Genomic DNA, 22,867 nt, shown 5'->3' on the forward strand with positions numbered 1-22,867 from the left:
CGGCGCCTGCGCCGCAGACCGACCGAGGAGAACCATGACTCCCCTACGCTTCCCGCGCGAGTTCGTCTGGGGGGCGGCGACCTCCGCCTTCCAGGTGGAAGGAGCCACCAAAGAAGACGGCAGAGGGGTGTCGGTCTGGGACACCTTCGCCGCCACCCCCGGGAAGGTGCGGGACGGCGACACCGGTGACCCGGGCGCCGACCAGTACCACCGCTACGAGCAGGACATCCAGCTCATGCGCGACCTCGGCCTGGAGAGTTACCGCTTCTCGGTCGCCTGGCCGCGCGTCCAGCCCACCGGCACCGGCCGCCCGAACCTGAAGGGCCTGGACTTCTACAAACGCCTGGTCGACGGCCTGATCGGCGCCGGCATCCGCCCGATGGTCACGCTGTTCCACTGGGACCTGCCACAGGCCCTCCAGGACCAGGGCGGCTGGGAGAACCGCGACACGGCCTACCGTTTCGCCGAATACGCCGAGATCATGTACGACGCCCTGCACGTCCGCGACTGGCTCACCATCAACGAGCCGAAGACGGTCGTCGACTGCGGCTACCGCACCGGCATCCACGCCCCCGGCATCAGCGACGACGACCGCGCCCTGGCCGCCTGCCACCACCTGCTGCTGGGCCACGGCCTGGCCTCGCGGATCCTGCACGACAGGCACCCCGGCCGCCGGATCGGCCCCGCGCTGAACCTCCACCCGACCTACCCCGCCGACGACTCGCCCGAGGCGAAGGAGGCCGCCCGCCTCCAGGACGCCCGCGAGAACCGCCTCTACCTGGAACCCGTCTTCAACGGGACCTACCCGGAGGAGGCCATGACCCGCCATGACATGATCATGGCCGGAGACCTCGACATCATCAGCGAGAAGGTGGACGTGCTCGGCGTGCAGTACTACACGCCCCTCTTCATCGACGCCGACCAACGACGCGTCGTCCGCCACCCGGTCAGGGTGGCCAACTGGCTGGAGGACTACCCCGACGGCCTGCACGACATCCTGATGCGCCTCACCCGCGACCACCCCGACGTGCCGATCGTCATCACCGAGAACGGCCTGGCGACCGACGACTCGGTGGCCGCGGACGGCGGCGTGCACGACGAGGATCGCGTGAGTTATCTGCGCGGCCACATCGGCGCGATGCACCGCGCGATGAAAGCGGGCGCGAAAGTCGAGGGATATCACGTCTGGTCATTGCTCGACAATTTCGAATGGGCCGAGGGATACAGCCAGCGATTCGGTGTCGTGCACGTCGACTTCGAGACCCAGAAAAGAATTCCCAAGGACAGCGCACATTGGTACCGGGACCTCATCGCGACCGGCGAACTGCGTTGACCCAGCAGTTGTTCGTTGACTCACCCATCCAGAAAACACTAGGTTGTGGGAGCGCTCCCACTCGGGCGGCCAAGAGGCTGCCGAGCTGGGCCTGTGACATGGCGCATACCCTTGACCCTGTACCTCGGAGAAAGGACACCCCCCGTGCCCCAGTACACCCTCCTCAGCGGCGGTTACCGCGCGGAGCTCACCGAACTCGGCGGCGCCGTGTCGGCCCTCACGCACGGAGGACGTGACCTGATCCCGAGCCGGCCCGTCGACGGGCCGATCGAGTTCTACAACGGCACCCTGCTGGCGCCGTGGCCCAACCGGGTCGTCGGGGCACGCTACGTGTTCGCCGACGAGTGCTTCGAACTCCCCGTGAACGAGCCCGACCGCGGCCACGCGCTGCACGGCTTCGTGTCGGAGGCCCACTGGTCGTGCGTGGAGTTCACCGCGATCGAAGACCACCGCTCGTCGGCGGTCATGACGTACACGCTGGAACCGCACCAGGGCTACCCCTACCGGCTGGCCCTGACCGCGACCTACGTCCTCGACGAGTCGGGCCTGACGACGACGCTGAAGGCCGAGAACATCGGCGACGCGGCCGCGCCCTACGGCTGCGGCCCCCACCCGTGGCTGCTGGCAGGCCCCGACGAGACCGAATACACGCTGTCGCTCCCGGCCGGGAAGGTCTTCCTGACCGACGAGCTGCTGGCCCCCACCGACCTGGTGTCGGTCGAGGGCACGGAATACGACTTCCGCACCGCCCACGCCCTCGGCTCGGTGGCGATCGACCACGCGTACACCGCCCTGACCGAGGGCCGCGTCGTGGTCGGCGGTCCCGGCGGCGCCGTGGCGATGACGTGGGACCACCAGGCCCTTCCGTGGGTCCAGGTGTGCAACGGCGTGGGCCTGGGCTTCAAGGGCGTCGCGGTCGAGCCGATGACGTGCCCGCCCGACGCCTACAACAGCGGCACCGACCTGATCGTCCTCAAGCCCGGCGACACGCACGAGGCCGCTTGGACCATCTCGGCGGCCTGACGACCCATGGACAGCAAAACGAAGCGGTCGCTGACGACCGCCCAACTCGACGCGCTCGTGATCGGCGCCCTGGGCGCCGGCGTCGTGTCGGCCGAGGAACTGCCAGACGGCTTCGCCAACGCCGTCTGGCGGCTCGGCCTCGACGACGAGTCCCAGGTCGTCCTGAAGGTCGGCCCTCCCCCGGGCCTGCCCCTGCTCACCTATGAGCGGGACCTGCTCCGGACCGAGGCCATGGTCTACCACCTGGCCAAGGGCACGGGCCTCCCCATGGCCACCCTCCTGCACGCCGGCTTCGACGACCCGGAGATCGGCGGCGACTGGCTGATCCTGTCGATGTTGCAGGGCACGCCATGGAACCGAGCGGCCCCCGACCCCGCCCGCGACGCGTCACTGCGACGGGAGATGGGCGGCCACCTGGCGACCCTGCACCGCATCCCCGGCACGGGGGACTTCGGCTACCCCTACGCCGGGCTCACGGGCGACACGTGGCGCGAGGCGTTCCTGAAGATGGTGGGAGCCGTCCTCGACGACGCGGTCAAGTGGGACACCCGCCTCCCCGCGACCATCCTCGACCTGGTCGGCGCCTTCCACCGCAACGCCGCGGCCCTCGACGACGTGCGCTCGCCGTCGCTGGTCCACTTCGACATCTGGCCCGGAAACGTGTTCCTCAACGCCGACGGAACCGTCGAGGCGCTGATCGACCACGAACGCGCCTTCTGGGGCGACCCCTTGGCCGACTTCGTCACCCCGACCATCTTCGGCGACCTCTCCGGCGACGATCCGATGCTGGCCGGCTACCAGGAGGGCGGCGGCCGGGCCGCGTTCACCCCGACGTCTCGAGTGCGCTTCGCCATGTATCAGGCGTACCTGTACCTGATCCTCCTGGTCGAGGACGGCCCGAGGCAGTATCCACAGGCGGAGTACGCCCGCATCCGCAACGGCGCCACCGAGGGCCTCGTCCGCGCCCTCGGAGTGCTCACCCACGGTTGATCTTCAGCGGCGGCGGGACGCGATCCGCCGCCGCTGAAAGTCTCACTTCCTGCGCCTCTCCGTCTCTTGGGATGACCGGCTGCCACCTTCGTGAACCAGAGCGTTCTCTCCATGTCGTCTATCAGGTACCAGACCCGGCCGCCTGCGGTGACCTCGTACTGCCACTGCTCGAGCTCCCGGCCTTCCAGCTTCACCCTGCCGAGGGTCCCTTTGAGCGGGTGCTGTCGATCACTGACACGGCGCGGCTCGCTGGTGACGTCGATCCAGCAGCGGTCACAGTTTCCCGGGGCCTGCGCGCAGAGTTCGCGCCACGATTTCGCCGCCCTGCCGTTCTCGGCGCGTACCAGCTAGTTCGTGGGGCGCCGGAGCTCGTCACCGCGCCCGGTCATTCCACACCGTGGATGGACTGTCCTCCTGAGCCGTCGAAAGGACCCGCCAGCTCTCGTGCGGTCTCGGGGTCGCTCCACACCAGGGCCGTCGACGTCCATGACTTACGGGCCTGGGCGTAGGGCAGCAGCTCGCCGGTGTCCGCGCCGGCGAGTAGATGCGCCAGCAACTCCCGGACGCACTGAAGGCGCTCCGATTCGGGCAGCCAGACAAGCCACGGAAGATCCTCGCTGAGCGCCTCTTCCGCGAGTACCGGATTTGCTCGCGCGACGATGGCCATCGATCGAGCCAAGGTGAGCAGCGCGCCTCGGGCGGCCTGATATCGCTCATCTCGTACGAGCCACACATTCTCCGCATCGCGCCGTTCGAGCAGCACGTCAGCGGCGTCGAGTTGGGGGAACACCTCATTGCGCTCACGCGCCAGCGCACTGAACGGAAAAGTCTTCACCCGCCCAGGCTAGTCGAACCATGCATCAGTAGCGCAACACTAATTCAACACTCTCGCCAATCTTAGCGGAGAGTGATCCCTCAAACACAACCAATCCCACATTCGCCGCATGACGAAGTGGGCGGAACCCCGCGGGGTTCCGCCCTCTGCTCGGTCAGACCACCTTCGCGAGCATGATCGGTTCGGTCGTCGGCTGTTGGGAGCCTCCGGCCGGTTCCACCGTCACTCCCAAGTGTTCCGTCCCCGCCGGCAGGTTCACGGTCGCCGTTCGCACGCCGCCGCCGTCCATCAGCCCGGCCGAGCGGATCTGTTCGCCGCCGATGACCCACATCTGGTAGGTCTTCGAGGCGTCCAGCGGGGGCAGGTCGGAGGTGAACATCACCTTTCCGCGGTCGCCGGAGGCGATCACGGTCGCGGTGCCGCCGCCGACCATCCTGACCTTGCGGACCACGGCGTCGGGGGCGGCCAGGAGGCTCTGGGTCTCCTGGATCGTCGCGTCCCTGGCCTGGATCTCGTTGATCGCGATGACCCCGATCGACACCGCCGCGACCGCCGAGGCGGCGGCCAGGGCGAGCGCCCAGCGGCCGCCCCTTCGGCGGAGCGGGACCACCTCGGCGACCGGTGGTTCCTCCTCCTCCTCGACCTGAGGAGGTTCCTGGCGGACCTCGGTGATCTGCGCCATCACCCGCGACTTCAACGCCCGAGGCGGCATCTCCGCCACGGCGGCGCCGAGCCGGGCGGCGGTCGCCTGTAGTCCGCGGACCTCGATCGTGCAGGTCTCGCACCTCGACAGGTGCCCCTCGAACTCGCCGAGTTCGCGGAGGGGCAGGGCGTTCAGGGCGTAGGCCCCGGACAGGGTGTGGATCTCGTCGTTCACCTCTCCACCCCCATGCAGTCTCGCAGTCGTACCAGCCCGTCGCGCATCCGTGTCTTCACGGTCCCCAACGGGACCTTCAAGAGACCGGCCACCTCGGGATAGGAATATCCGCCGTAGTAGGCCATCGTCACGGCCTGCCGCTGTAACTCGGTCAGCCCGTCGATGCAGCGCCGCACCCGTTCGCCCTCCAGGCGGGTGGTGACCGTCTCGGCCACGTGGTCGTAGGCGACGTCTCCGCCCATCTGGGCGACCCGGTTCTCCCGGTCGGTCGACGCCTGCGCGGACCTGACCCGGTCGACGGCGCGGCGGTGGGCCACGGTCATCACCCAGGACATGGCGCTCCCCCGGGCGGGGTCGAAGCGGGCGGCGCTGCGCCACACCTCCACCATCACCTCTTGGGCGACCTCTTCGGCCTGGGCCCGGTCCCGCACGACCCGCCTGATCAGTCCGAACACGGAGGCGATCAATCTGTCGTACAGACGCTCGAAAGCCGCCTCGTCGCCACGGGCGACCAGCACCAGCAGCTCGTCGAGCTCGGGGTTGCGGCCCGTGATGGTTATGGGCACGACATCGTTCACAAACCCCATTCGCCGCAGGCTGCCTCACGGATTGCCCGGGTAGAGGGGAATTATGGAAACCACCGTGGTGATCGCGGGCGGCGGGCCCGCGGGGGCGATGCTCGGCCTGCTGCTGGCTCGGGCGGGGATCGAGACGGTCCTGCTGGAGAAGCACGCCGACTTCTTCCGGGACTTCCGGGGGGACACGATCCATCCCTCGACGATCCAGGTCCTCGACGAGCTCGGGCTGCTCGACGAGTTCAACGCCATTCCGCACCGCGAGTTCGAGTATTTCGGGCTCTACACCGGTGAGGAGTTCATCCCGATGGCCGACTTCCGCGGGCTGCCCGGCAGGCACCGGAAGCTGGCGATGGTGCCCCAGTGGGACTTCCTGAAGCTGATCACGACCACGGCCGACAAGTACCCGAACTTCCAGATCATGATGGAGACCAAAGCTGTCGGCGTGATCCGCGAGAACGGCGCCGTGCGCGGGCTGAGGGCCGAGTCACACGGGAGGCAGACCGAGATCCGGGCCGCGCTCACCGTCGCGGCCGACGGACGGCAGAGCGATCTCCGCAGGACCGTCGGGTTCGAGCCGACCGACATCGGGGCGCCGATGGACGTGCTGTGGTTCCGGCTCCCCCGCCACGACGGGCATCCCGACGACGTCTTCCTCCGGCCGGGGCGGGGCACGGCGCTGGTGTCGATCAACCGGGGCGACTACTGGCAGATGGCCTATCTGATCCCCAAGGGCGGGTTCGACGACCTGAAGGCGCGGGGGCTCGACCACTTCCGTACCAGCGTCACGAACCTGCTGCCCTACCTCGACACGAGCACGATCACCTTCGACGACGTCCAGCTGCTGACCGTGATCGTCGACCGGCTGCCGCAGTGGCATCTGCCGGGGTTCCTGGTCATCGGGGACGCCGCGCACGCCATGTCGCCCATCGGCGGGGTCGGGATCAACCTGGCGATCCAGGACGCGATCGCGGCCGGGAATCTGGTCACCGGGCCTCTCGTGAGGGCGCAGGCGAATCGCCGGCCCTTCCTCGCGCCGGTCCCGGGTTCTCTCCTGGCGAAACTGCGGCGCCGCCGGTGGTACCCGACGGCGGCCACCCAGGCGCTCCAGGTGCAGGTCCAGAACCGGATCATCGCCAAGGTCCTCGCCGGTGACGCCGATGCGGGGTCCATCGGCGCCGCCGCGCGCAGGATCCCGATGCCGGTACGCCGTCTCCTGGGCCGTGCCATAGGGCTGGGTTTCCGGCCGGAGCACGTACGCTCATCTCACTGAATGGACATGGCAGGCCTGTCTTTTGGACGAGGAACGATAACCTCGTATGTCGTGAGCGCACTCAACCTCGACACCTGGCGTGACCTGCCCGCCGCACAGCAGCCTGAGTGGCCTGACCGCGGCGCGCTCGACGATGTCGTCACCGAGTTGCGCGGGTTGCCGCCGCTGGTCTTCGCCGGAGAGTGCGATCGGCTGAAAGACGAGCTGGCGGCCGTCGCGCGCGGCGAGGCGTTCGTCCTGCAGGGCGGTGACTGCGCCGAGACCTTCGCCGGCGCCACCGCCGACAACGTCCGCAACAAGATCAAAACGCTGCTCCAGATGGCGATCGTGCTGACCTACGCCGGGCGGGTGCCGGTGGTCAAGATCGGCCGGCTGGCCGGGCAGTTCGCCAAGCCGCGGTCAAAGAACACCGAGATCCGCGACGGCGTGGAGCTGCCGGCCTACCGGGGCGACATGGTCAACGGGTTCGACTTCACCGAGGCGTCGCGGATTCCCGACCCGGGCCGCCTGCTGCGGGCCTACCACTCCTCGGCCGTGACGCTGAACCTGGGCCGCGCCTTCACCAAGGGCGGCTACGCCGACCTGCGCCAGGTCCACGCCTGGAACCAGGACTTCGTGTCCGGTTCGCCCGCCGGTCAGCGCTACGAGCGGCTGGCCCGGGAGATCGACCAGGCGCTGGCGTTCATGACCGCCTGCGGCGCGGAGCCCGCGGAGTTCCACACGGTCGAGTTCTACTCCTCCCACGAGGCCCTGATCCTCGACTACGACCACGCGATGACCCGCATCGACAGCCGCACGGGCCTGCCCTACGACGTGTCGGCGCACATGGTCTGGATCGGCGAGCGCACCCGCCAGCTCGACCACGCCCACGTCGAGTTCTTCAGCAAGATCCGCAACCCCATCGGGGTCAAGCTGGGCCCGACCACCACCGCCGACGAGGCGCTGACCCTGGTCGAGAAGCTCAACCCGACCAACGAGCCGGGCCGCCTGACCTTCATCAGCCGCATGGGCGCGGGCAAGGTCCGCGAGGCCCTGCCGCCGCTGGTCGAGAAGGTGACCGCGAGCGGCGCCGTGGTGACGTGGATCTGCGACCCGATGCACGGCAACACCTTCGAGGCGGCGGGCGGCTACAAGACCCGCCGGCTCGAAGACGTCATCGACGAGGTGACCGGCTTCTTCGAGGTCCACCGCGCGCTGGGCACCCACCCGGGCGGCATCCACATCGAGTTCACCGGCGACGACGTGACCGAGTGCGTCGGCGGCGGGCACCAGATCCTGGAAGAAGACCTGGCGCTGCGCTACGAGACGGCGTGCGACCCGCGGCTGAACCGGTCGCAGTCGCTCGACCTGGCGTTCCGCGTCGCGGAGCTCTACCGGGGCGACTGACCCGGCTCGGGGAAACGCGAAAGGCCCCCAGAAGGGGGCCTTTGTCGTCTGGTCAGACGATTCGTGCTGGGGGCCGCGATGTCAGCCCGTACGGAAACTAGCTCTTCTTGATCTCGGAGCTGATCTCGGCCCGGATCGAGTCCATGTCGAGTGCGCGGACCTGGGTGATCAGGTCGTCGAGCGCGGGGGCCGGGAGAGCGCCGGGCTGCGCGAAGACCACGATGCCGTCGCGGATGGCCATGATGGTCGGGATCGCCGTGATGTCGAACCCCTGGGCCAACGCGGGCTGGGCCTCGGTGTCGATCTTGCCGAACTTGATGTCCTCGTGCTTGCCCGAGGCCTTCTCGAAGATCGGCCCGAACGACTTACAGGGGCCGCACCACTCCGCCCAGAAGTCGAGCAACACGATGCCGTCGTCGGCGATCTCGTTGAAGTTGCTCTCGGTTACCTCGATGGTCGCCACTCGCGACTCCTTTCCTCATGGGGATGCAACCCGTTCGGGTCGCGCCGCATTCCAAGGCCTATCACGCCGGTCAGGTTGCCCGATCGGGCCCGTGGGTACGTCCCGCGTCCCGACTACGGCGAGGAGACCACCATGATCCCCGGTTGTGGCTCATGTAACTGCACCGACGAGATCCTCAGTACCCTGCGCCCTCCGCGCATCACCCAGCTCAGCACCGAATGAGATCCGGCCCCGGGAGCCGCCCCGGGGCCGTTTCGCTTGATCGGCAGTGAATTCGGGCAAGGTGTGGCACTGACGACACAATTGACAGAACGCGGTGAACGCACGGGAAAGAAACCGCGTCGACGGTCGATCGTGGGTAAGTCTTCGGCATGAGGCAACTCCTTTCCTGGAGCACCTGCGCCACGAGCGCCGATTGCGTAGGGGTGTCACGGCAGCCGTACAACCGCTGTCTGACCCACATGGAAGCCGAGGAACTCGACGTCCACCTCGCCACGCTGAGGCCGGGGCAGTGCCTCGATCTACGCGGCACGACCCTGCCCGCCGGGCTGCTCGACCGGATTCTGGCCGCGATGGAGAACGTCGTCGGCCGGGCCCGTTTCGACCGGGCCACGTTCTCCGCCCCCGCCCGCTTCGGCGATGTCACCTTCAATGGCGACGCGTCGTTCGACGACGCCCGTTTTGAGGCGCTCGCGTCATTCTTCGGCACCCGTTTCGGAGGAAATGTCTCATTTCAGGGCGTGCGTTTCGGTAAGGAAATCTCTCTGTACGGCTCCCGCGTGCGCGGTCACCTCTCGATGGACGACGCCGCCGTCGCCAGTGACGCCCTTTTCGGTGAGGCGTGTTTCGGATCCGCGTCCTTTCGCGGGGCCGAGTTCCACGGGTTCAGCTCCTTCGACCAGGCCAGGTTCCACGGCGACGCGACGTTCCGGGGGGCCAGGTTCTCCCGTCCGGTGTCCTTCCTGAAGACCGCGTTCGAGGGCACGGCCGGGTTCCAGTCGGTCAGGTTCTCGGCGAAGGCGTTCCTGGCGCCGGCGCTGGTCGGCCGTCAGCTGGCGCTGAACCAGGCCCGCGCCCAGGGCCCGGTCGAGCTCCACGTCACGGGCTGCCCGGTCGACCTCTCGGAGGCGCGGGTGCTCGGCCGCCTGACCGTGAAGGCGGGCGACGCCGACCTCGATCTCACCGGCCTGACCAGCCGGGGCCGGTCGAAGGTGATGCGCAAGGGCGGCCCGATCAGGATCCTGTCGATCGCGGGCCTCGACGCCGACGAGCTGACCATCGAGGGCGCCGACCTGACCCGCTGCCACCTGCCCGGCGCGGTGAACGCCGAGCGTCTGCGGCTGCGCGACTGCGTGTTCGCGGCCAGCCCCGGCGGCCGGCGGCAACTGCGGTTCAGCTGGCCACCGCTGCGGCGGACGTTCTTCAGCCGCCTGTCGTGGGTGGCCCTGCTGTGCCTGGTGGCGGTGGCGGCGGTGCTCTGGTCGTCCACCCCGCAACAACCGAACCGTCATCCACGCCCGACGATCACCCAGGGCGGAACGTGGGCCCACTCGTCGGGGACGCATCAGGGATCGCCCTGATGCGTCGGCCGCGAACCCCCGCATAGCCTGTCCGACAACCATGGAAACCGCATACGACGCCTATCTCAACGAGTTGGCCAAAACGCTCCGGGGTCCTCGGCGGGCCAGAAACGACCTCCTCGCCGAGGCCCGTGACGGCCTGCTCGACGCTGCCGAGGCCTACGAGGACCAGGGCCTGCCGCCCGATGAGGCACAGGTCCGCGCGTTGGCCGACTTCGGCCCGGTCGCCGTGGTGGCGCCGGGGTTCCAGGAGGAGCTGACCGCCGCCCAGAGCCGCCGGACCGCCGCCCTGCTGTTCCTCAGCACCCCGGCGGTGGCGCTCATGTGGGGCGTGCTGTGGCAGATCTTCCCGACCGATTTCGACGTGGTGAAGCCGATCTGGTTCGGCGTGGTGGCGCGGGCGGTCGACCTGATGCAGGTGGCGACCGGCCTGGTGGGCGCGGCGGTGCTGCTGCGGCTGCGCCGGACGCGACGCTCGCGCGGGATCGCCCGGCTGCTGGGCCTGCTGGTGTGGGGACAGGCGCCGCTGATGGCCGTGCTCTGCGGGGCGCTGATGGTGACGGCGGGGGTGGCCCTGGCGGCGTTCCCGGGTTACCTACCGGGTCTTTTCGCGACGTGGATCAGTATGGGCTTCTGGGCCTGGCAGCTGTCGAGCGCCGCCCGCTGCCTCAAGTCGGCCACACCGGCGAAGGCGATCTAGGCCGCCCGGCTCAGGTCTGGGGGTTCAGGACTCGCCCGATCGCGCTGGTGAAGCTGGTCCAGGCGGTGCGCTCCCCCGCGAGTTCCGCCCGGCCCGAATCGGTCAGGCGGTAGGTGCGGCGTTTGCGGCCGCCGACGGTCGCCCATTCGCTGGACAGGAATCCGGCTCGCTCCAGCCTGCGCAAAGCGGGGTAGACCGTCCCTGTCGGTACGTCGAGCGCGCCGCCTGACCGCAAGTGGAGGGCCTCGATGATCGCGTAGCCGTGGAGGGGCTCGTGCTCCACCACGGACAGCAAAAGGGCGTCCATATGCCCACGGAGCGCGTCGGGGTTCACATGTTCACCTTAACCGTGTGCGGCATGTAGCCAGTCTACATGTAGGCTCTCTATATGTAGCCAGACATAAGGAGCCTTCCATGGACGTCCTCGACCTGGCCCGGTTGCAGTTCGCGGTGACAGGGAGCCTGCATTTCCTGTTCGTCGTGCTCACACTGGGCTTGGCCCCCCTTGTGGCGATCATGCACACCCGATACGCCCGCACCGGGAACGCCCTCGACGAGCGCATGACGCGCTTCTGGGGGCAGATCTACGTGACCAACTACGCGCTCGGCATCGTCACCGGCATCGTGATGGAGTTCCAGTTCGGACTGAGCTGGAGCGGTCTGTCCCATTACGCCGGCGACGTCTTCGGGGCCCCGCTGGCGCTGGAGACGCTGATCGCGTTCTTCCTCGAATCCACGTTCCTGGGCCTGTGGATCTTCGGCTGGCACCGGCTGCCCAAGTGGCTGCACCTGGCCACGATCTGGTTGGTCACGATCACCGCCTACGCGTCGGCCTTCTGGATCATGGTGGCCAACTCGTTCCTGCAGCATCCGGCCGGGTCGGTGCGCGACGGCGACGTCCTGCGCCTCGACGACTTCAGCGCGCTGCTGACCAACCCGTCGCTGTCGATGGCGCTGCCGCACGTGCTGTCGGCCGGGCTGACCGTGGGCGGGTTCGTGGTGATGGGCGCGAGCGCCTACCACCTGTTCAGGAAGACCCCCGACCAGGAACTCTTCAGCCGCTCGCTGCGGATGGGGATCTGGACCGCCTTCGTCGGCTCCATGCTGGTCGTCGGCTTCGGGTTCGCCCAGTTCGGCCCGGTGACCAGCGTCCAGCCGGACAAGTTCGTGGACAAACCGGTGGCCGCGATGGCGCTCAGCCTCATGATCCTTCTCGGGCACCTGCTCCAGCTCGCCGCGCTCGCGCTGGTCGTGGTGGTCAAGTGGGCGCCGCGCTGGCGGGGGCTGCATCCGCTGATCGTGCTGCTCACGCCGCTGCCCTTCCTGGCCGCCGTCCTCGGGTGGATCGCCCGGGAGGAGGGCCGCCAGCCCTGGATGATCTGGGACCGGCTGAAGGTCGCCGACGCCCTCACCCCCGGTCTGACCAGCGGCGAGATCACCTTCTCCTTCATCGGCTTCGTCGGGGTGCTGTCCCTGCTGGCGGTCGCCGACTACGTGCTGATCGTGCGGATCATCCGGAGGGGTCCCCATGAGATCGCACTGGGCGAACGCCCGGCGCCCGAACCCGTCCTGACCTACTGATGGAGCAGAAAGGAACACCGATGCCCCGCCTGTCACCCGCCGACTGCAGTCCCCCGGGCAGGTTCTGATGGAAATCCTCTGGTTCGGCATACTGTCGGTACTGCTGGCCGGCTACTTCGCTTTGGAGGGCTTCGACCTCGGTGTCGGCCTGCTCCTGCCGGTCACCCCCGACCGTGACCGGGCGATCGGCGCCATCGGCCCGTTCGTGCTGGCCAACGAGGTGTGGCTGATCGCCGTCGCCGGAGTGCTGTTCGGCGCGTTCCCCGCGCTCGAAGGCGTCCTGAGCGCCAACTACTCCGCCGTGGTGCTGCTGCTGGTCTCGTGGGTGATCCGCGACGCGGGCCTGTGGTTCCGCCGCCGCCTGCTCTCTCCTGGTTTCTGGGAGTACGGGATAGCGCTCGGTTCCCTCGGCATCTGCCTGGCCTGGGGCGTGATCCTGGCCGGCCTGGCCGGTTTCCCCCTCCTTTCCGGGCTCCTGTACGGCCTGCTGATCGCCGGCCTGTTCGTCCTGCACGGCCGGAGGTTCCTCGACTGGCGGCTGACCGGAGGGGGAACGCTGCTGGTCACCGGGGCGCTGGCGGCCGTACCCGCCCTGGTTCCGATGATCGGGATGGCGGGCGAGGTGCTCGGGAACGCGGCCCCGTCCGCGAACCTGACGGTGCTGACGTTTATGGTGTTGCCGTTCGTCCCGGTCATGGCCGGGGCGCAGATCTGGGTGTGGCGGGCCTTCGGGAAGGGTCCCGTTCCCTCCTACTTCTGACCGGGGGGTTGGGTGCACAAGGATCTCGTCCGGCTGCTGCCGCGCCGCCACCTGATGGTGTGCCTGGGTGCGGCGGTGGTGGCCGGGCTGCTGGTCCTGGTGCAGGCCGAACTGCTGGCCGGGGTGCTGTCCGGGCGGTTCGCCGTCGGCGTGCTGGGCTGGCTGGCCGTGGTGATCGCGGCCCGGGGAGCGCTGGGCTGGGTCCAGGGCGTGGCCGCCGGAGCCACCGCGAGCGGAGTCAAATCGGAGCTGCGCCACCGCCTGCTGCGCCGCTTCCAGGGCATGAGCCCGGCAGAGACCCGATCGGGCGAACTGGTGACGCTGACCGGCCGTGGCCTCGACGCGCTCGACCCCTATCTGACGGGCTACCTGCCGTCGATCGCGGTCGCTGCGGTCGTACCGGCAGCGGTGATCATCCGCCTGTTCGTCGCCGACCTGACGACCGCGCTGATCGTGCTGGTGACGGTGCCGCTGATCCCCGTTTTCGGCGCCCTGGTCGGCATGACGACCAAGGCGGTGACCGAGAAGCAGTGGTCCGCCCTGTCCCGGCTGGGCGGGCACTTCCTCGACGTGGTGCGCGGCCTGCCGACCCTGCGGGCGTTCGGCCGGGCCCGCTACCAGGCGACCGTGATCCACGACGTCGCCGGGGCGCATCGGTCGGCCACGATGAAGACGCTGCGGGTGGCGTTCCTTTCGTCCCTCGTCCTCGAACTGATCGCGTCGCTGTCGCTGGCCCTGGTCGCGGTCCCGGTGGGTCTCCGGCTGCTCACGGGCTCCCTCGACCTGACGACGGCGTTGCTCGTCCTGCTCCTCGCCCCCGAGGCCTATCTGCCCCTGCGCGCGATGGGCACCCGGTTCCACGCCGCGATGGAAGGCGTGACCGCCGCCGATTCGGCGTTCGCCCTGCTCGAAGGCGCCGAGCCCGCCGCCCCCCGGCCCGGGACGGTGACGGAGCGCGTCCCCGAGATCCGCCTCGAACACGTGACCGTCCGCTATCCGGGCCGCGACGACCCCGCCCTGCTCGACGTGTCCCTCATCATCGCCCCCGGCGAACGGGTGGCCCTGGTCGGCGAGAGCGGCGCAGGCAAGAGCACCCTGCTCCACCTCCTGCTGGGCTTCATCACCCCCTCCGAAGGCCGTGTCCTCATCGGCGGGGCCGACCTGGCCGGCCTCGACCTGGACAGATGGCGACGGCATCTGGCCTTCGTGCCCCAGCGCCCCCACCTGTTCGCCACCTCGGTGGCGGGCAACATCTCCCTCGACGGCACGGCCACCCCGGAAGCGATCCGCGCGGCGGCGGTCTCCGCCCAGGCCGACGTCTTCATCACCGACCTGCCCGAGGGCTACGACACCGTCATCGGCGAACGCGGCGCCGACCTGTCAGCGGGCCAACGCCAGCGCCTGGCCCTGGCCCGCGCCTTCTGCCGCCCCGGCGCGGGCCTGCTGCTCCTCGACGAACCCACGGCCCGCCTCGACGGCCGAAGCGAGGCGGCGGTCATCGAATCCACCCGCCACCTGGCCGAAGGCCGCACGGCGGTGATCGTCGCCCACCGCCCTGCCATGATCGCCCTGGCCGACCGGGTGATCCGGGTCGACGATGGAGTGATCAGATGACCCGCGCCACAGCCTGCCGACACCCGGCTTACCAGGAGCCGCCCGGATGAAACGCCACTTCAAGCTGCCCTACATGGGCGAAGACATGACCGAGGTCGAGATCGTCCGCTGGCATGTGGCCGTGGGCGACCGCGTCGAGGTCAACCAGATCATCGTCGAGATCGAGACGGCCAAGGCGTCCGTCGAACTCCCGTCGCCTTACGAGGGCCGGGTGGCGGCCATCCTGACGGGTGAGGGCGAGACGGTCGAGGCGGGCGACGTCATCATCACCATCGAGACGGACGTCGTCGCATGATCTGGAATCGGCGGCTGCTGGTCGCCGCGCTGGCCGGGTCGGCCGCCGACCTGGCCGGGCTCGGGTTGATCGCGTCCGCCGCCTGGCTGATCACGCGGGCCGCGCAGCAGCCCGAACTGGCCGCGCTCTCCGTCGCGATCGTGGCGGTGCGGGCGTTCGCGACCTCTCGTGGGGTCTTCCGCTACGCCGAGCGCCTCTCCGGGCATGATGTCGCGTTGCGGGCGCAGGCCGCGACGCGGGAGCGGCTCTACGACTCGCTCATCCCGGCCGGGCCGCTGTCGCACCGTGGGGCCGATCTGCTGAGCCGGATGGTCGACGACACCGATGCCGTCCAGGACCTGCTGGTCAGGTGTCTGCTGCCGGCCGTCGCCGCGCTGGTCACAGGGGTGACGGCGGTGGTCATCGCGGCGTTCCTGCTGCCGCTCGCCGCTGTGGTGCTGGCGGCCGGGCTGGTCGTCGCCGGGGTGCTGCTTCCGGCGGCGACGGCGGCGCTGGCCCAGAGGTGGACGGCCCGGCTGGCGCCCGCCAGGGGCGATCTGGCCGCGCACACCGCCGACCTCGTGCACGGGTCGGCCGACCTCGCCGCCTACGGCGCGACCGGCAGGGCGCTCGACGCCGCGGCGGCGGCCGACGACCGGCTGGCCGGGCTGGAACGCGGCCAGGCCCGGGTCAACGCGACCGCGCTGGCGGCCGGGGTGCTGGTGCAGGGGCTCACCGTCGTGATCGTGGTGGCGGTGGCCGGCGCGCTCGACGCCGGTTCGATCGCGACCGCCGTGCTCGCGTTGATGTCGCTGGTCTCGTTCGAGCCGGTGCTGCCGCTGGCGGTGGCCGGGGAGCGGCTGACCGGGGTGCTCGCGGCGGTCAAGCGGCTGCGGGAGATCGAGGCCACTCCCCCGGCGGTGCCCGCGCTCACCGATCCGCTTCCCCGGCCCGAGGGGCCGCTGACGGTCGTCGTCGAGGATCTCGTCGTGCGGCACGGCGACCGGCCCGCGCTCGGCGGGATCGGTCTGACCCTCACTCCGGGGAAGCGCGTCGCCGTCGTGGGGCCGAGCGGGGCGGGCAAGAGCACGCTGCTCTCGGCGCTGATGCGGACCGTCGACGTCGTGTCGGGAACCATCACCGTCAACGGCGCCGACCTGCGCCGGATCTCCCCCGACGACGCCCGCGCCATGATGACCGGCCTGACCCAGGACCCCTACGTCTTCCAGACGACCTTCCGCGACAACCTCCGCCTCGCGGGACCGGCGTCCGGGGACGAAGCGCTCGACCGGGCGGTCCGGGAGGCCAGGCTCGACACGTTCGCCGACCGGGCCGGATGGGACGTCCAGCTCGGCGAAGACGGCCGCACCCTGTCGGGCGGCCAGATCCAGCGCCTCGCCCTGGCCCGCGCCCTCCTCTACGACCCGCCGATCCTGCTGCTCGACGAGCCCGCCGAAGCACTCGACGAGACGACGGCCGACGCCCTGATGGGCGACCTTCTCGACGCCACCCGGGGGCGCACCACGCTCCTGGTGACTCATCGGCTGCGCGGGCTGGAGGAGATCGACGAGATCGTCGTCCTGGAAGACGGGCTGGTGGTGCAGCGCGGCACCCACGAGGAACTCCTCCACGAAGGCGGCTACTACCGCGAACTCTGGGACGCCGAGAACATGATCAGACAGGGCTGATCACGACAGAAGGGCGTCGGCCCAGAGTCGCTCGCGCTCCTCGATGTACTCGGCGTCGCTCCGCCACGCGTCGCCATGGCCCTCGGCCCACAGCGTCGCCCATGGCTGGACGCCGTCGACGGCCTGCTGCCGCAGGAAGTCATGCATCGAACGGGTGCGCCGGCCGAGCAGTGGCGGCAGCCGACGGCGCTGAGCCTCGTCCAGGCCGTACACGTCGGCGAAAGCCCTCAGCCTTCGACCGGCCACCGGAAATCGACCAGCCCTCTCAGACTTCCGGAAACAACGACATCCCCACGCGCGAAAAGGCCGACGACGCCCCCCATGCGCTGGGGGCGCCGCCGGCCTTCCCTGTTCCCCTACCCGAGAGATTCCCGCGTCAGTTCGTCGTCTTCTCCTCCAGAGTGATCGTCGCCGTACTCGCCTGACCGTTCCGCACATAGGTCACGGTCACCTTGGTGCCCGGGGCGTGGCCGCGGATGATGCCGACGACGGTCTCGCCCGCGTCCACGGCCGTGTCGTCGACCTTGGTGATGATGTCGCCCTGCTGGAGGCCCGCCTTGGCGGCCGGGCCGTTCTGCTCGATGGACGCCACCAGGGCGCCGGGGGTGTCGCCGGTCGCGTCGTTGACGCCTACGCCGAGGTAGGCGTGGACGGCCTTGCCGGTCTTGATGAGCTGGTCGGCGACGTTCTTGGCGGTGTTGATCGGGATCGCGAAGCCGACGCCGATGTTGCCGGAGCCGCCGGAGGTCGCGATGGCGGTGTTGATGCCGATGACCTGGCCGGCCGAGTTGACCAGGGCACCGCCCGAGTTGCCGGGGTTGATCGCCGCGTCGGTCTGGACCATGCCGCCGATGGTGGTGCTCGTCTCGGCCGGCGCCTGCTGCTGCTCCTGCTGTTCCGGCCCGAAGCCGCCGCCGCCCCAGCCCGGAGGCAGTTGCTGGCCGCCGCCACCGCCACCCTCGCCCGAGGTGACCGTACGGTCGAGGGCCGACACGATGCCCGAGGTGACCGAGCCTTCCAGGCCGAGCGGGCTGCCGATCGCCAGGACCGACTCGCCCACCTGGAGGGCGTCGCTGTCGCCCAGCGAGGCGGCGGTCAGGCTCGAGACGCCGGTGGCGCGGATGACCGCGATGTCGGTGGTCGGGTCGGTGCCGACGAGGGTCGCCTGGGCGGTCTTGCCGTCGCTGAACTTGACCGTCATCTGCGAGTTCGCGCCGGCGCCGGCCACCACGTGGTTGTTGGTGAGGATCAGGCCGTCGGCCGAGAGGATCACGCCGGAGCCCTCGCCCTGGCCCTGCTGCGAGGTGACGGTGATCATGACCACCGACGGCTGCACGGCCTTGGCGACCGCCGCGATCGATCCGGCCATCGGCGCCGGCTTGACCGGAGCGCCAGGGTTGGAGATCGGGCTGACCGCCACCGGCACCGTGTCGTCGTCCATCGCGTTGGTGATGAGAGCCCCTGCGACCCCACCGCCGATCGCCACGGCGGCCAGTGCGAGCACCGAGACGCCCCGCTTCCAGGCCCGGCCGTCGGACCGCTGGTGCCGGGGAGGCTCCGGCGGGAGCGGCGGGATGCCGAAGACGGCGGTGTTGCCGATCGGGTTCGCGCCGACGTGGCCTTGGATGGGGCCGGGCTCCTGCGGTGGCGGGGGCGGTGCGAAGTGTGGGGTGGGCTGGTCGGCCCGGTAGTCGCCGTGCTGCGGAGCCCGCCGGCCGAACTGGCTCCAGCCGCGTGCGTCCAGGACCTCGGTGGTCCCCTGTTCGTTCTCCCGCCGCTCGTCAGCGCTCATCTCTGCCATCCCCTAACCGGATTCCCCGGCTCCCTCGGGGCCGGTGGTTCTAAGATGGCAAATCCTCGATAAGGCCCGCTTAAGCGATCAGCCCGCTGACCTGGCGAAACCGAACGTCCGCCTTATCTTCCCTGCTCCAGACGGTATTCGTCGCGCAAAATTCGTTTGTACAACTTTCCGGTGGGGTGCCGGGGCAGCTCGGTTCGGAAGTCGACGGACCTCGGGCACTTGTAGTGGGCCAGGTTCTCGCGGCAGTACGCGATCAACTCCGCCGCAAGGTCCGGCCCGGCCTCCGACGGGTCGGCGGGCTCGACTACGGCCTTCACCTGTTCGCCCATCTCCTCGTCCGGCACCCCGAAGACGGCCACGTCGGCGACCTTCGGATGGACGGCCAGGAGGTTCTCCGCCTCCTGCGGGTAGATGTTCACCCCGCCCGAGATGATCATGTACGAGCTGCGGTCGGTCAGGTAGAGGAAGCCCTCCTCGTCGAGGTGGCCGATGTCGCCGAGCGTGGACCAGCCCCGGCCCTTCGGGTCGTGCGCGGCGGCGGTCTTCCCGGGGTCGCCGTGGTAGACGAACCGCGGCCCGTCGGAGATGTAGACGACGCCGGTCTCCCCCGGGGCCAGCTCCTCGCCCCCGGGGTCGAGGATGTGCAGCTTGCCGAGCAGCGGCCGCCCCACGGTGCCCTTGTGGGCGAGCCAGTCGTGCGGGCCGGCGTACACGAAGCCGTTGCCCTCGGTGCCCGCGTAGTACTCGTGCACGATGGGGCCCCACCAGGCCATCATCCGCTCCTTGACCGGGATGGGGCAGGGCGCGGCGGCGTGGATGGCGTAGGCCAGCGTCGACAGGTCGAACTGGGCGCGCACCTCGGCGGGGAGTTTCAGGAACTTGATGAAGTGGGTCGGCACCCACTGGGAGTGCGTGACGCCGTACTTCTCAATGACCGCCAAAGCCTGTGAAGGGTCGAAGCGGTCCATGACGACGACCGTGGCGCCGAAGCGCTGGAAGGTGAGCGAGTAGCGCAGCGGGGCCGCGTGGTAGAGCGGCGCCGGCGACAGGTAGACGCTGTCGGCCGTGGGCGCGAACAGGAAGCCGATCAGTTGCATCAGCGGGCCGGGTTCGTCGAGGGGCCGGCCGGTCCAGTTGGGCTTGACGCCCTTCGGGCGGCCGGTGGTGCCCGAGGAGTAGAGCATGTCGATGCCCTGCACCTCGTCGGCCACGGGGGTGGCGGGCATGGGGGCGGTCGCGGCCTCGTACGAGAGGAAACCCGGCACCGTGCCGTCGAGCATGAGGCGGATCGGCGGGCCGGTCACCGCGGCGGCCGTCTCGGCGCACGCCGCCGAGCTGATGAACGCCTTCGCGCCGCAGTTCTCCACGATGTACGTCAGCTCGCCCGCCTGCAGCCGCGAACTGATCGCCGTGTAGAACAGCCCCGAGCGCTGGGCCGCCCACGCGATCACGAGGAACAGGGGGTGGTTCTCGAGCATGAACGCGATGTGGTCGCCGGGCCGCAGTCCGGCCTCGCGCAGCAGGTGGGCGAGGCGGTTGGACTCCTCGTCGAGTTCCCGGTAGGTGACCACCCGGCCGGAACCGGCCATGATCACAGCGGCTTTGTCTGGGCTCACGGCGGCGATGGCACCCGGATACATGACCGAACGGTACTCGGTGATCGTCGGGGTGAAAAGGAAGAAACGGCCCGCGCCGGGAGTGGCGCGGGCCGTTCAGTAGACCGCTCAGCCTACCGTTTCAGGGGTTTCAGCAGCTCAGGCAGCTGCGTACACCGGGGACCAGGGACCGAAGAAGCCCTTGGGGCCGAAGTGGTTGCCGCGGGAGACCTGGACGTCGATCGTGTTCACGTTCGTCTCGGTGAACCCGATCCAGTCGCCGCCCTTGTGGCAGTTCTTGAACTTCTCGAAGGAGGTGTGGCCGTCGAGGTCCTCGATCTTGAAGACGGCCCAGGCGCACTTGTACTTCTTGTCGCCCCACCACTTGTGGTTCGTGAGTTCACCCTTGACCGAGATCTTGGTGTACTCCTCCCACTTCCAGGTCCACTTCTTCTCCCACTTCCAGCCGACGACCTTGCACTTCTTGTCGCCGTGCTCCCACCAGCACTTCTTGATGGGCTTCTTGAACTTCTCCCAGTACCAGACCTTCTTCTTCTCGTGGTCGACGACGAACTTGCCCTCGGCCTCGGCCTTGTGGTCTGCGGAGAAGTAGGGACCCCAGTGTCCGACGAACGGGGACGCACTGGCGGTCGCCGGCGCAACCACGGCGCCGGTGATGAGAGCGGCGGCGACGCCACCGGTCACGAGGAGCTTCTTGATGAATCGCACTTTCTGATTCCTCTCGGGACGAGGAGTTTTGACAAGGTAAGAAGTAATCCGTCCCGATAGAGGCTGAGTAGCGACCGGCTTGACGCTCGCTTTAAAGCCCAGGTCACACCCCGACGATGAGACCCATCGCGCGTTTCCGCAGCTCAGGGCTGGCGTTCGCGGCCGAGCCTGAAGTGAACGGTGGGGCCGGGTCATACTCCATCGCCAGCTGCACGGCCCTGGCGGTGTCCTCGTCCCGCAGGCGGGCCAGGAGTTCCAGCGCCATGTCGATGCCGGCCGACACCCCGGCGGCGGTGACGACCTTCCCCTCCGTGACGACCCGTTCGGCGACCGGGATCGCGCCGAACCCCGCCAGCTGGTCGTGGAAGCCCCAGTGGGTGGTGGCCGGGAGCCCCTTCAGCAGGCCCGCGTGCGCGAGCAGGAACGAGCCGCTGCAGACCGAGGTGGTCCACGTCGTGGTCTGGTGGGCGGTCCTGATCCACTCGACGAGGCGGGCGTCGTTCAGCGCCTCGACCGTGCCGGGGCCGCCGGGAACGAGGATCACATCGGGATCGGGCAGTTCGTCGTAGGTCGCGGTCGCGATGATCGACAGGCTGCCCTGGTCGTCGAGCACCGGCCCCGTGTCCCCCGCCACGAAGGTGACGGAGATGCCGGGCGTGAACGCCAGGACGGTGTAGGGGCCGACCGCGTCGAGGGCGGTGAAGCCGGGGTAGAGAGGGATGGCGACGCGCATCTAGTGCTCCTTGGTCCGGAATCGGCGGCGGTAGTCGCCGGGGGAAACGCGCAGGTGCCGCCGGAACACCCGGTAGAGGCTCCCGGGCAGGCCGAGGCCGGTGCGCCGGGCGACGACGTCGAGCGGTTCGTCGGTGGCCTCCAGCAGGCGCCGGGCCGCGCCGGTGCGGGCGAGTTCGACGTACCGCCCGGGCGGCATGCCGGTCTCGTCGGTGAAGACGCGGGAGAAGTGGCGCTCGCTCAGGTTCATCCGGCGGGCCAGCGCCGGGACGCTGAGGTCCTCGGCGGGGTGCTCGTCGATCCAGGCCTGCAGCTCCTTCAGAGGCTCACTTCTCGGTACGGCCTGGATCGGCGCCGAGAACTGCGACTGCCCGCCGGGCCGGTGGAGGTAGACGACGAGCCCCCTGGCGATGTCCCGGGCGACCGCGTGGCCGTGGTCGTCGGCGACCATCGCCAGGGCCAGGTCGATGCCGGTGGTCACCCCGGCGGAGGTCCAGACGTCGCCGCTCCTGACGTAGATCGCGTCGGGGTCGGTCTCGACGGCGGGATATCGCCTGCTCAGGTCGTCGGTGGCAAGCCAGTGGGTGGTGGCCTTCCCGCCGTCGAGCAGCCCGGCCTCGGCGAGCACGAAGGCGCCCGTACAGACCGATCCGGTGCGTCTGGCCCCCGCCGCCAGCCTGCGGACCCCCTCCACCAGGCCGGGGTCGCGCAGATGGTCGTCGATGGTGAGCCCGCCGGCCACCAGCAGCGTGTCGACCGGGCCCGTGATCTCCCCGATCGGGGTCTCCACCAGCGTGGCCAGCCCGTTCGAGGACCGGACGGGCCCCGCGACGGCCGAGGTCACCTCCATCGTGTACGCCGCCTCCCGGCAGACCAGCCGCGCGGTGGCGAACACGTCGGCCGGACCGGCCAGATCGAGGTGCTGGAACCCTTCGGTGATGACGACGACGACCCGCATGACTCCATCCTGGGAGCCGTCGGGCGATGGCCGCAACGACGGGGACCTTGCAGATCAGGACATGACGAAGGGGGCTCCCCTGTCCCGGGAGCCCCCTTCT

23 protein-coding genes are annotated in these 22,867 nt (G+C 69.5%); 12 read left to right on the forward strand and 11 right to left on the reverse strand.

The features are described from left to right. Nucleotides 1-34: 34 nt before the first annotated feature. From AW272_RS05795 to AW272_RS05805, 3 genes are all read left to right on the forward strand, one after another. Nucleotides 35-1,333, forward strand: a complete 1,299-nt coding sequence (locus tag AW272_RS05795) for a GH1 family beta-glucosidase (protein ID WP_218010799.1) — start codon at nucleotides 35-37, stop codon at nucleotides 1,331-1,333. Between the two features lie 144 nt (nucleotides 1,334-1,477). Beyond that, entirely contained in the window at nucleotides 1,478-2,356 is an 879-nt protein-coding gene (locus tag AW272_RS05800; protein WP_066361596.1) for an aldose 1-epimerase family protein, read from the forward strand. 6 nt (nucleotides 2,357-2,362) lie between these two features. Continuing rightward, nucleotides 2,363-3,346 carry a phosphotransferase family protein gene (locus AW272_RS05805; protein ID WP_066361598.1) on the forward strand — a complete coding sequence of 328 codons (984 nt, stop codon included), beginning with the start codon at nucleotides 2,363-2,365 and terminating at the stop codon, nucleotides 3,344-3,346. A gap of 385 nt (nucleotides 3,347-3,731) precedes the next feature. Here AW272_RS05805 and AW272_RS05810 read toward each other — a convergent pair whose 3' ends face one another. The 3 genes from AW272_RS05810 to sigK form a co-directional block, all read right to left on the reverse strand. After that, nucleotides 3,732-4,181, reverse strand: coding sequence for a hypothetical protein (locus tag AW272_RS05810; protein WP_066361599.1), 450 nt, complete (start codon nucleotides 4,179-4,181; stop codon nucleotides 3,732-3,734). A 154-nt stretch (nucleotides 4,182-4,335) separates the two neighbouring features. After that, complete coding sequence (locus AW272_RS05815) at nucleotides 4,336-5,058, reverse strand: anti-sigma factor (RefSeq protein ID WP_066361601.1); 723 nt, start codon at nucleotides 5,056-5,058, stop codon at nucleotides 4,336-4,338. Continuing rightward, entirely contained in the window at nucleotides 5,055-5,624 is a 570-nt protein-coding gene (sigK, locus tag AW272_RS05820; RefSeq protein WP_439649134.1) for an ECF RNA polymerase sigma factor SigK, read from the reverse strand. The genes AW272_RS05815 and sigK overlap by 4 nt, the downstream gene beginning before the upstream one ends. Before the next feature lie 64 nt (nucleotides 5,625-5,688). On the opposite strand from sigK, the gene AW272_RS05825 reads away from it, so the two are divergent. Continuing rightward, nucleotides 5,689-6,906, forward strand: a complete 1,218-nt coding sequence (locus tag AW272_RS05825) for an FAD-dependent oxidoreductase (protein ID WP_066361605.1) — start codon at nucleotides 5,689-5,691, stop codon at nucleotides 6,904-6,906. Nucleotides 6,907-6,957: 51 nt separating this feature from the next. Beyond that, nucleotides 6,958-8,292, forward strand: coding sequence for a class II 3-deoxy-7-phosphoheptulonate synthase (locus AW272_RS05830; protein WP_245657208.1), 1,335 nt, complete (start codon nucleotides 6,958-6,960; stop codon nucleotides 8,290-8,292). A gap of 97 nt (nucleotides 8,293-8,389) precedes the next feature. Here the strand turns inward: AW272_RS05830 and AW272_RS05835 are convergent, their stop codons facing one another. Continuing rightward, nucleotides 8,390-8,755 (reverse strand): thioredoxin family protein, encoded by a 366-nt coding sequence (locus AW272_RS05835; RefSeq protein ID WP_066361607.1) that lies wholly within the window; start codon nucleotides 8,753-8,755, stop codon nucleotides 8,390-8,392. Between the two features lie 461 nt (nucleotides 8,756-9,216). On the opposite strand from AW272_RS05835, the gene AW272_RS05840 reads away from it, so the two are divergent. After that, nucleotides 9,217-10,335 carry a pentapeptide repeat-containing protein gene (locus AW272_RS05840; RefSeq protein WP_066361612.1) on the forward strand — a complete coding sequence of 373 codons (1,119 nt, stop codon included), beginning with the start codon at nucleotides 9,217-9,219 and terminating at the stop codon, nucleotides 10,333-10,335. Between the two features lie 40 nt (nucleotides 10,336-10,375). Further along, nucleotides 10,376-11,035 carry a permease prefix domain 1-containing protein gene (locus AW272_RS43705; protein ID WP_066361613.1) on the forward strand — a complete coding sequence of 220 codons (660 nt, stop codon included), beginning with the start codon at nucleotides 10,376-10,378 and terminating at the stop codon, nucleotides 11,033-11,035. 10 nt (nucleotides 11,036-11,045) lie between these two features. On the opposite strand, the gene AW272_RS05850 is transcribed toward AW272_RS43705, so the two are convergent. After that, a complete protein-coding gene (locus AW272_RS05850; protein WP_083958050.1) occupies nucleotides 11,046-11,369 on the reverse strand; it encodes a PadR family transcriptional regulator in 324 nt (107 codons plus the stop codon). 80 nt (nucleotides 11,370-11,449) lie between these two features. On the opposite strand from AW272_RS05850, the gene AW272_RS05855 reads away from it, so the two are divergent. The 5 genes from AW272_RS05855 to cydC all read left to right on the forward strand — a co-directional run bounded on the left by AW272_RS05855 (nucleotide 11,450) and on the right by cydC (nucleotide 16,952). Continuing rightward, entirely contained in the window at nucleotides 11,450-12,616 is a 1,167-nt protein-coding gene (locus AW272_RS05855) for a cytochrome ubiquinol oxidase subunit I (RefSeq protein ID WP_066361615.1), read from the forward strand. A 67-nt stretch (nucleotides 12,617-12,683) separates the two neighbouring features. Continuing rightward, entirely contained in the window at nucleotides 12,684-13,376 is a 693-nt protein-coding gene (locus tag AW272_RS05860; RefSeq protein WP_066361616.1) for a cytochrome d ubiquinol oxidase subunit II, read from the forward strand. Nucleotides 13,377-13,388: 12 nt separating this feature from the next. Next, a complete protein-coding gene (cydD, locus tag AW272_RS05865; RefSeq protein WP_218010800.1) occupies nucleotides 13,389-14,990 on the forward strand; it encodes a thiol reductant ABC exporter subunit CydD in 1,602 nt (533 codons plus the stop codon). 46 nt (nucleotides 14,991-15,036) lie between these two features. After that, a complete protein-coding gene (locus AW272_RS05870) occupies nucleotides 15,037-15,285 on the forward strand; it encodes a biotin/lipoyl-containing protein (RefSeq protein ID WP_066361618.1) in 249 nt (82 codons plus the stop codon). Next, entirely contained in the window at nucleotides 15,282-16,952 is a 1,671-nt protein-coding gene (gene cydC / locus AW272_RS05875) for a thiol reductant ABC exporter subunit CydC (RefSeq protein WP_066361619.1), read from the forward strand. Before AW272_RS05870 ends, cydC begins: the two co-directional genes overlap by 4 nt. On the opposite strand, the gene AW272_RS05880 is transcribed toward cydC, so the two are convergent. The 6 genes from AW272_RS05880 to AW272_RS05905 all read right to left on the reverse strand — a co-directional run bounded on the left by AW272_RS05880 (nucleotide 16,953) and on the right by AW272_RS05905 (nucleotide 22,767). Then, complete coding sequence (locus AW272_RS05880) at nucleotides 16,953-17,198, reverse strand: hypothetical protein (RefSeq protein ID WP_218010801.1); 246 nt, start codon at nucleotides 17,196-17,198, stop codon at nucleotides 16,953-16,955. 130 nt (nucleotides 17,199-17,328) lie between these two features. Further along, on the reverse strand, nucleotides 17,329-18,744 hold the full coding sequence (locus AW272_RS05885; protein WP_066361620.1) for a S1C family serine protease: 1,416 nt from the start codon (nucleotides 18,742-18,744) through the stop codon (nucleotides 17,329-17,331). A gap of 122 nt (nucleotides 18,745-18,866) precedes the next feature. Continuing rightward, nucleotides 18,867-20,369: an acyl-CoA synthetase gene (locus AW272_RS05890; protein WP_245657209.1), complete on the reverse strand. Its 1,503-nt coding sequence runs from the start codon at nucleotides 20,367-20,369 to the stop codon at nucleotides 18,867-18,869. Nucleotides 20,370-20,507: 138 nt separating this feature from the next. After that, nucleotides 20,508-21,077, reverse strand: coding sequence for a hypothetical protein (locus tag AW272_RS05895; RefSeq protein WP_066361622.1), 570 nt, complete (start codon nucleotides 21,075-21,077; stop codon nucleotides 20,508-20,510). A gap of 103 nt (nucleotides 21,078-21,180) precedes the next feature. After that, complete coding sequence (locus tag AW272_RS05900) at nucleotides 21,181-21,810, reverse strand: DJ-1/PfpI family protein (protein WP_066361624.1); 630 nt, start codon at nucleotides 21,808-21,810, stop codon at nucleotides 21,181-21,183. Beyond that, on the reverse strand, nucleotides 21,811-22,767 hold the full coding sequence (locus tag AW272_RS05905; protein WP_066361626.1) for a GlxA family transcriptional regulator: 957 nt from the start codon (nucleotides 22,765-22,767) through the stop codon (nucleotides 21,811-21,813). Between the last annotated feature and the right edge of the window lie 100 nt (nucleotides 22,768-22,867).

It is taken from the genome of Herbidospora mongoliensis, assembly GCF_001570545.1.
Taxonomy (GTDB): Bacteria; Actinomycetota; Actinomycetes; order Streptosporangiales; family Streptosporangiaceae; genus Herbidospora; species Herbidospora mongoliensis.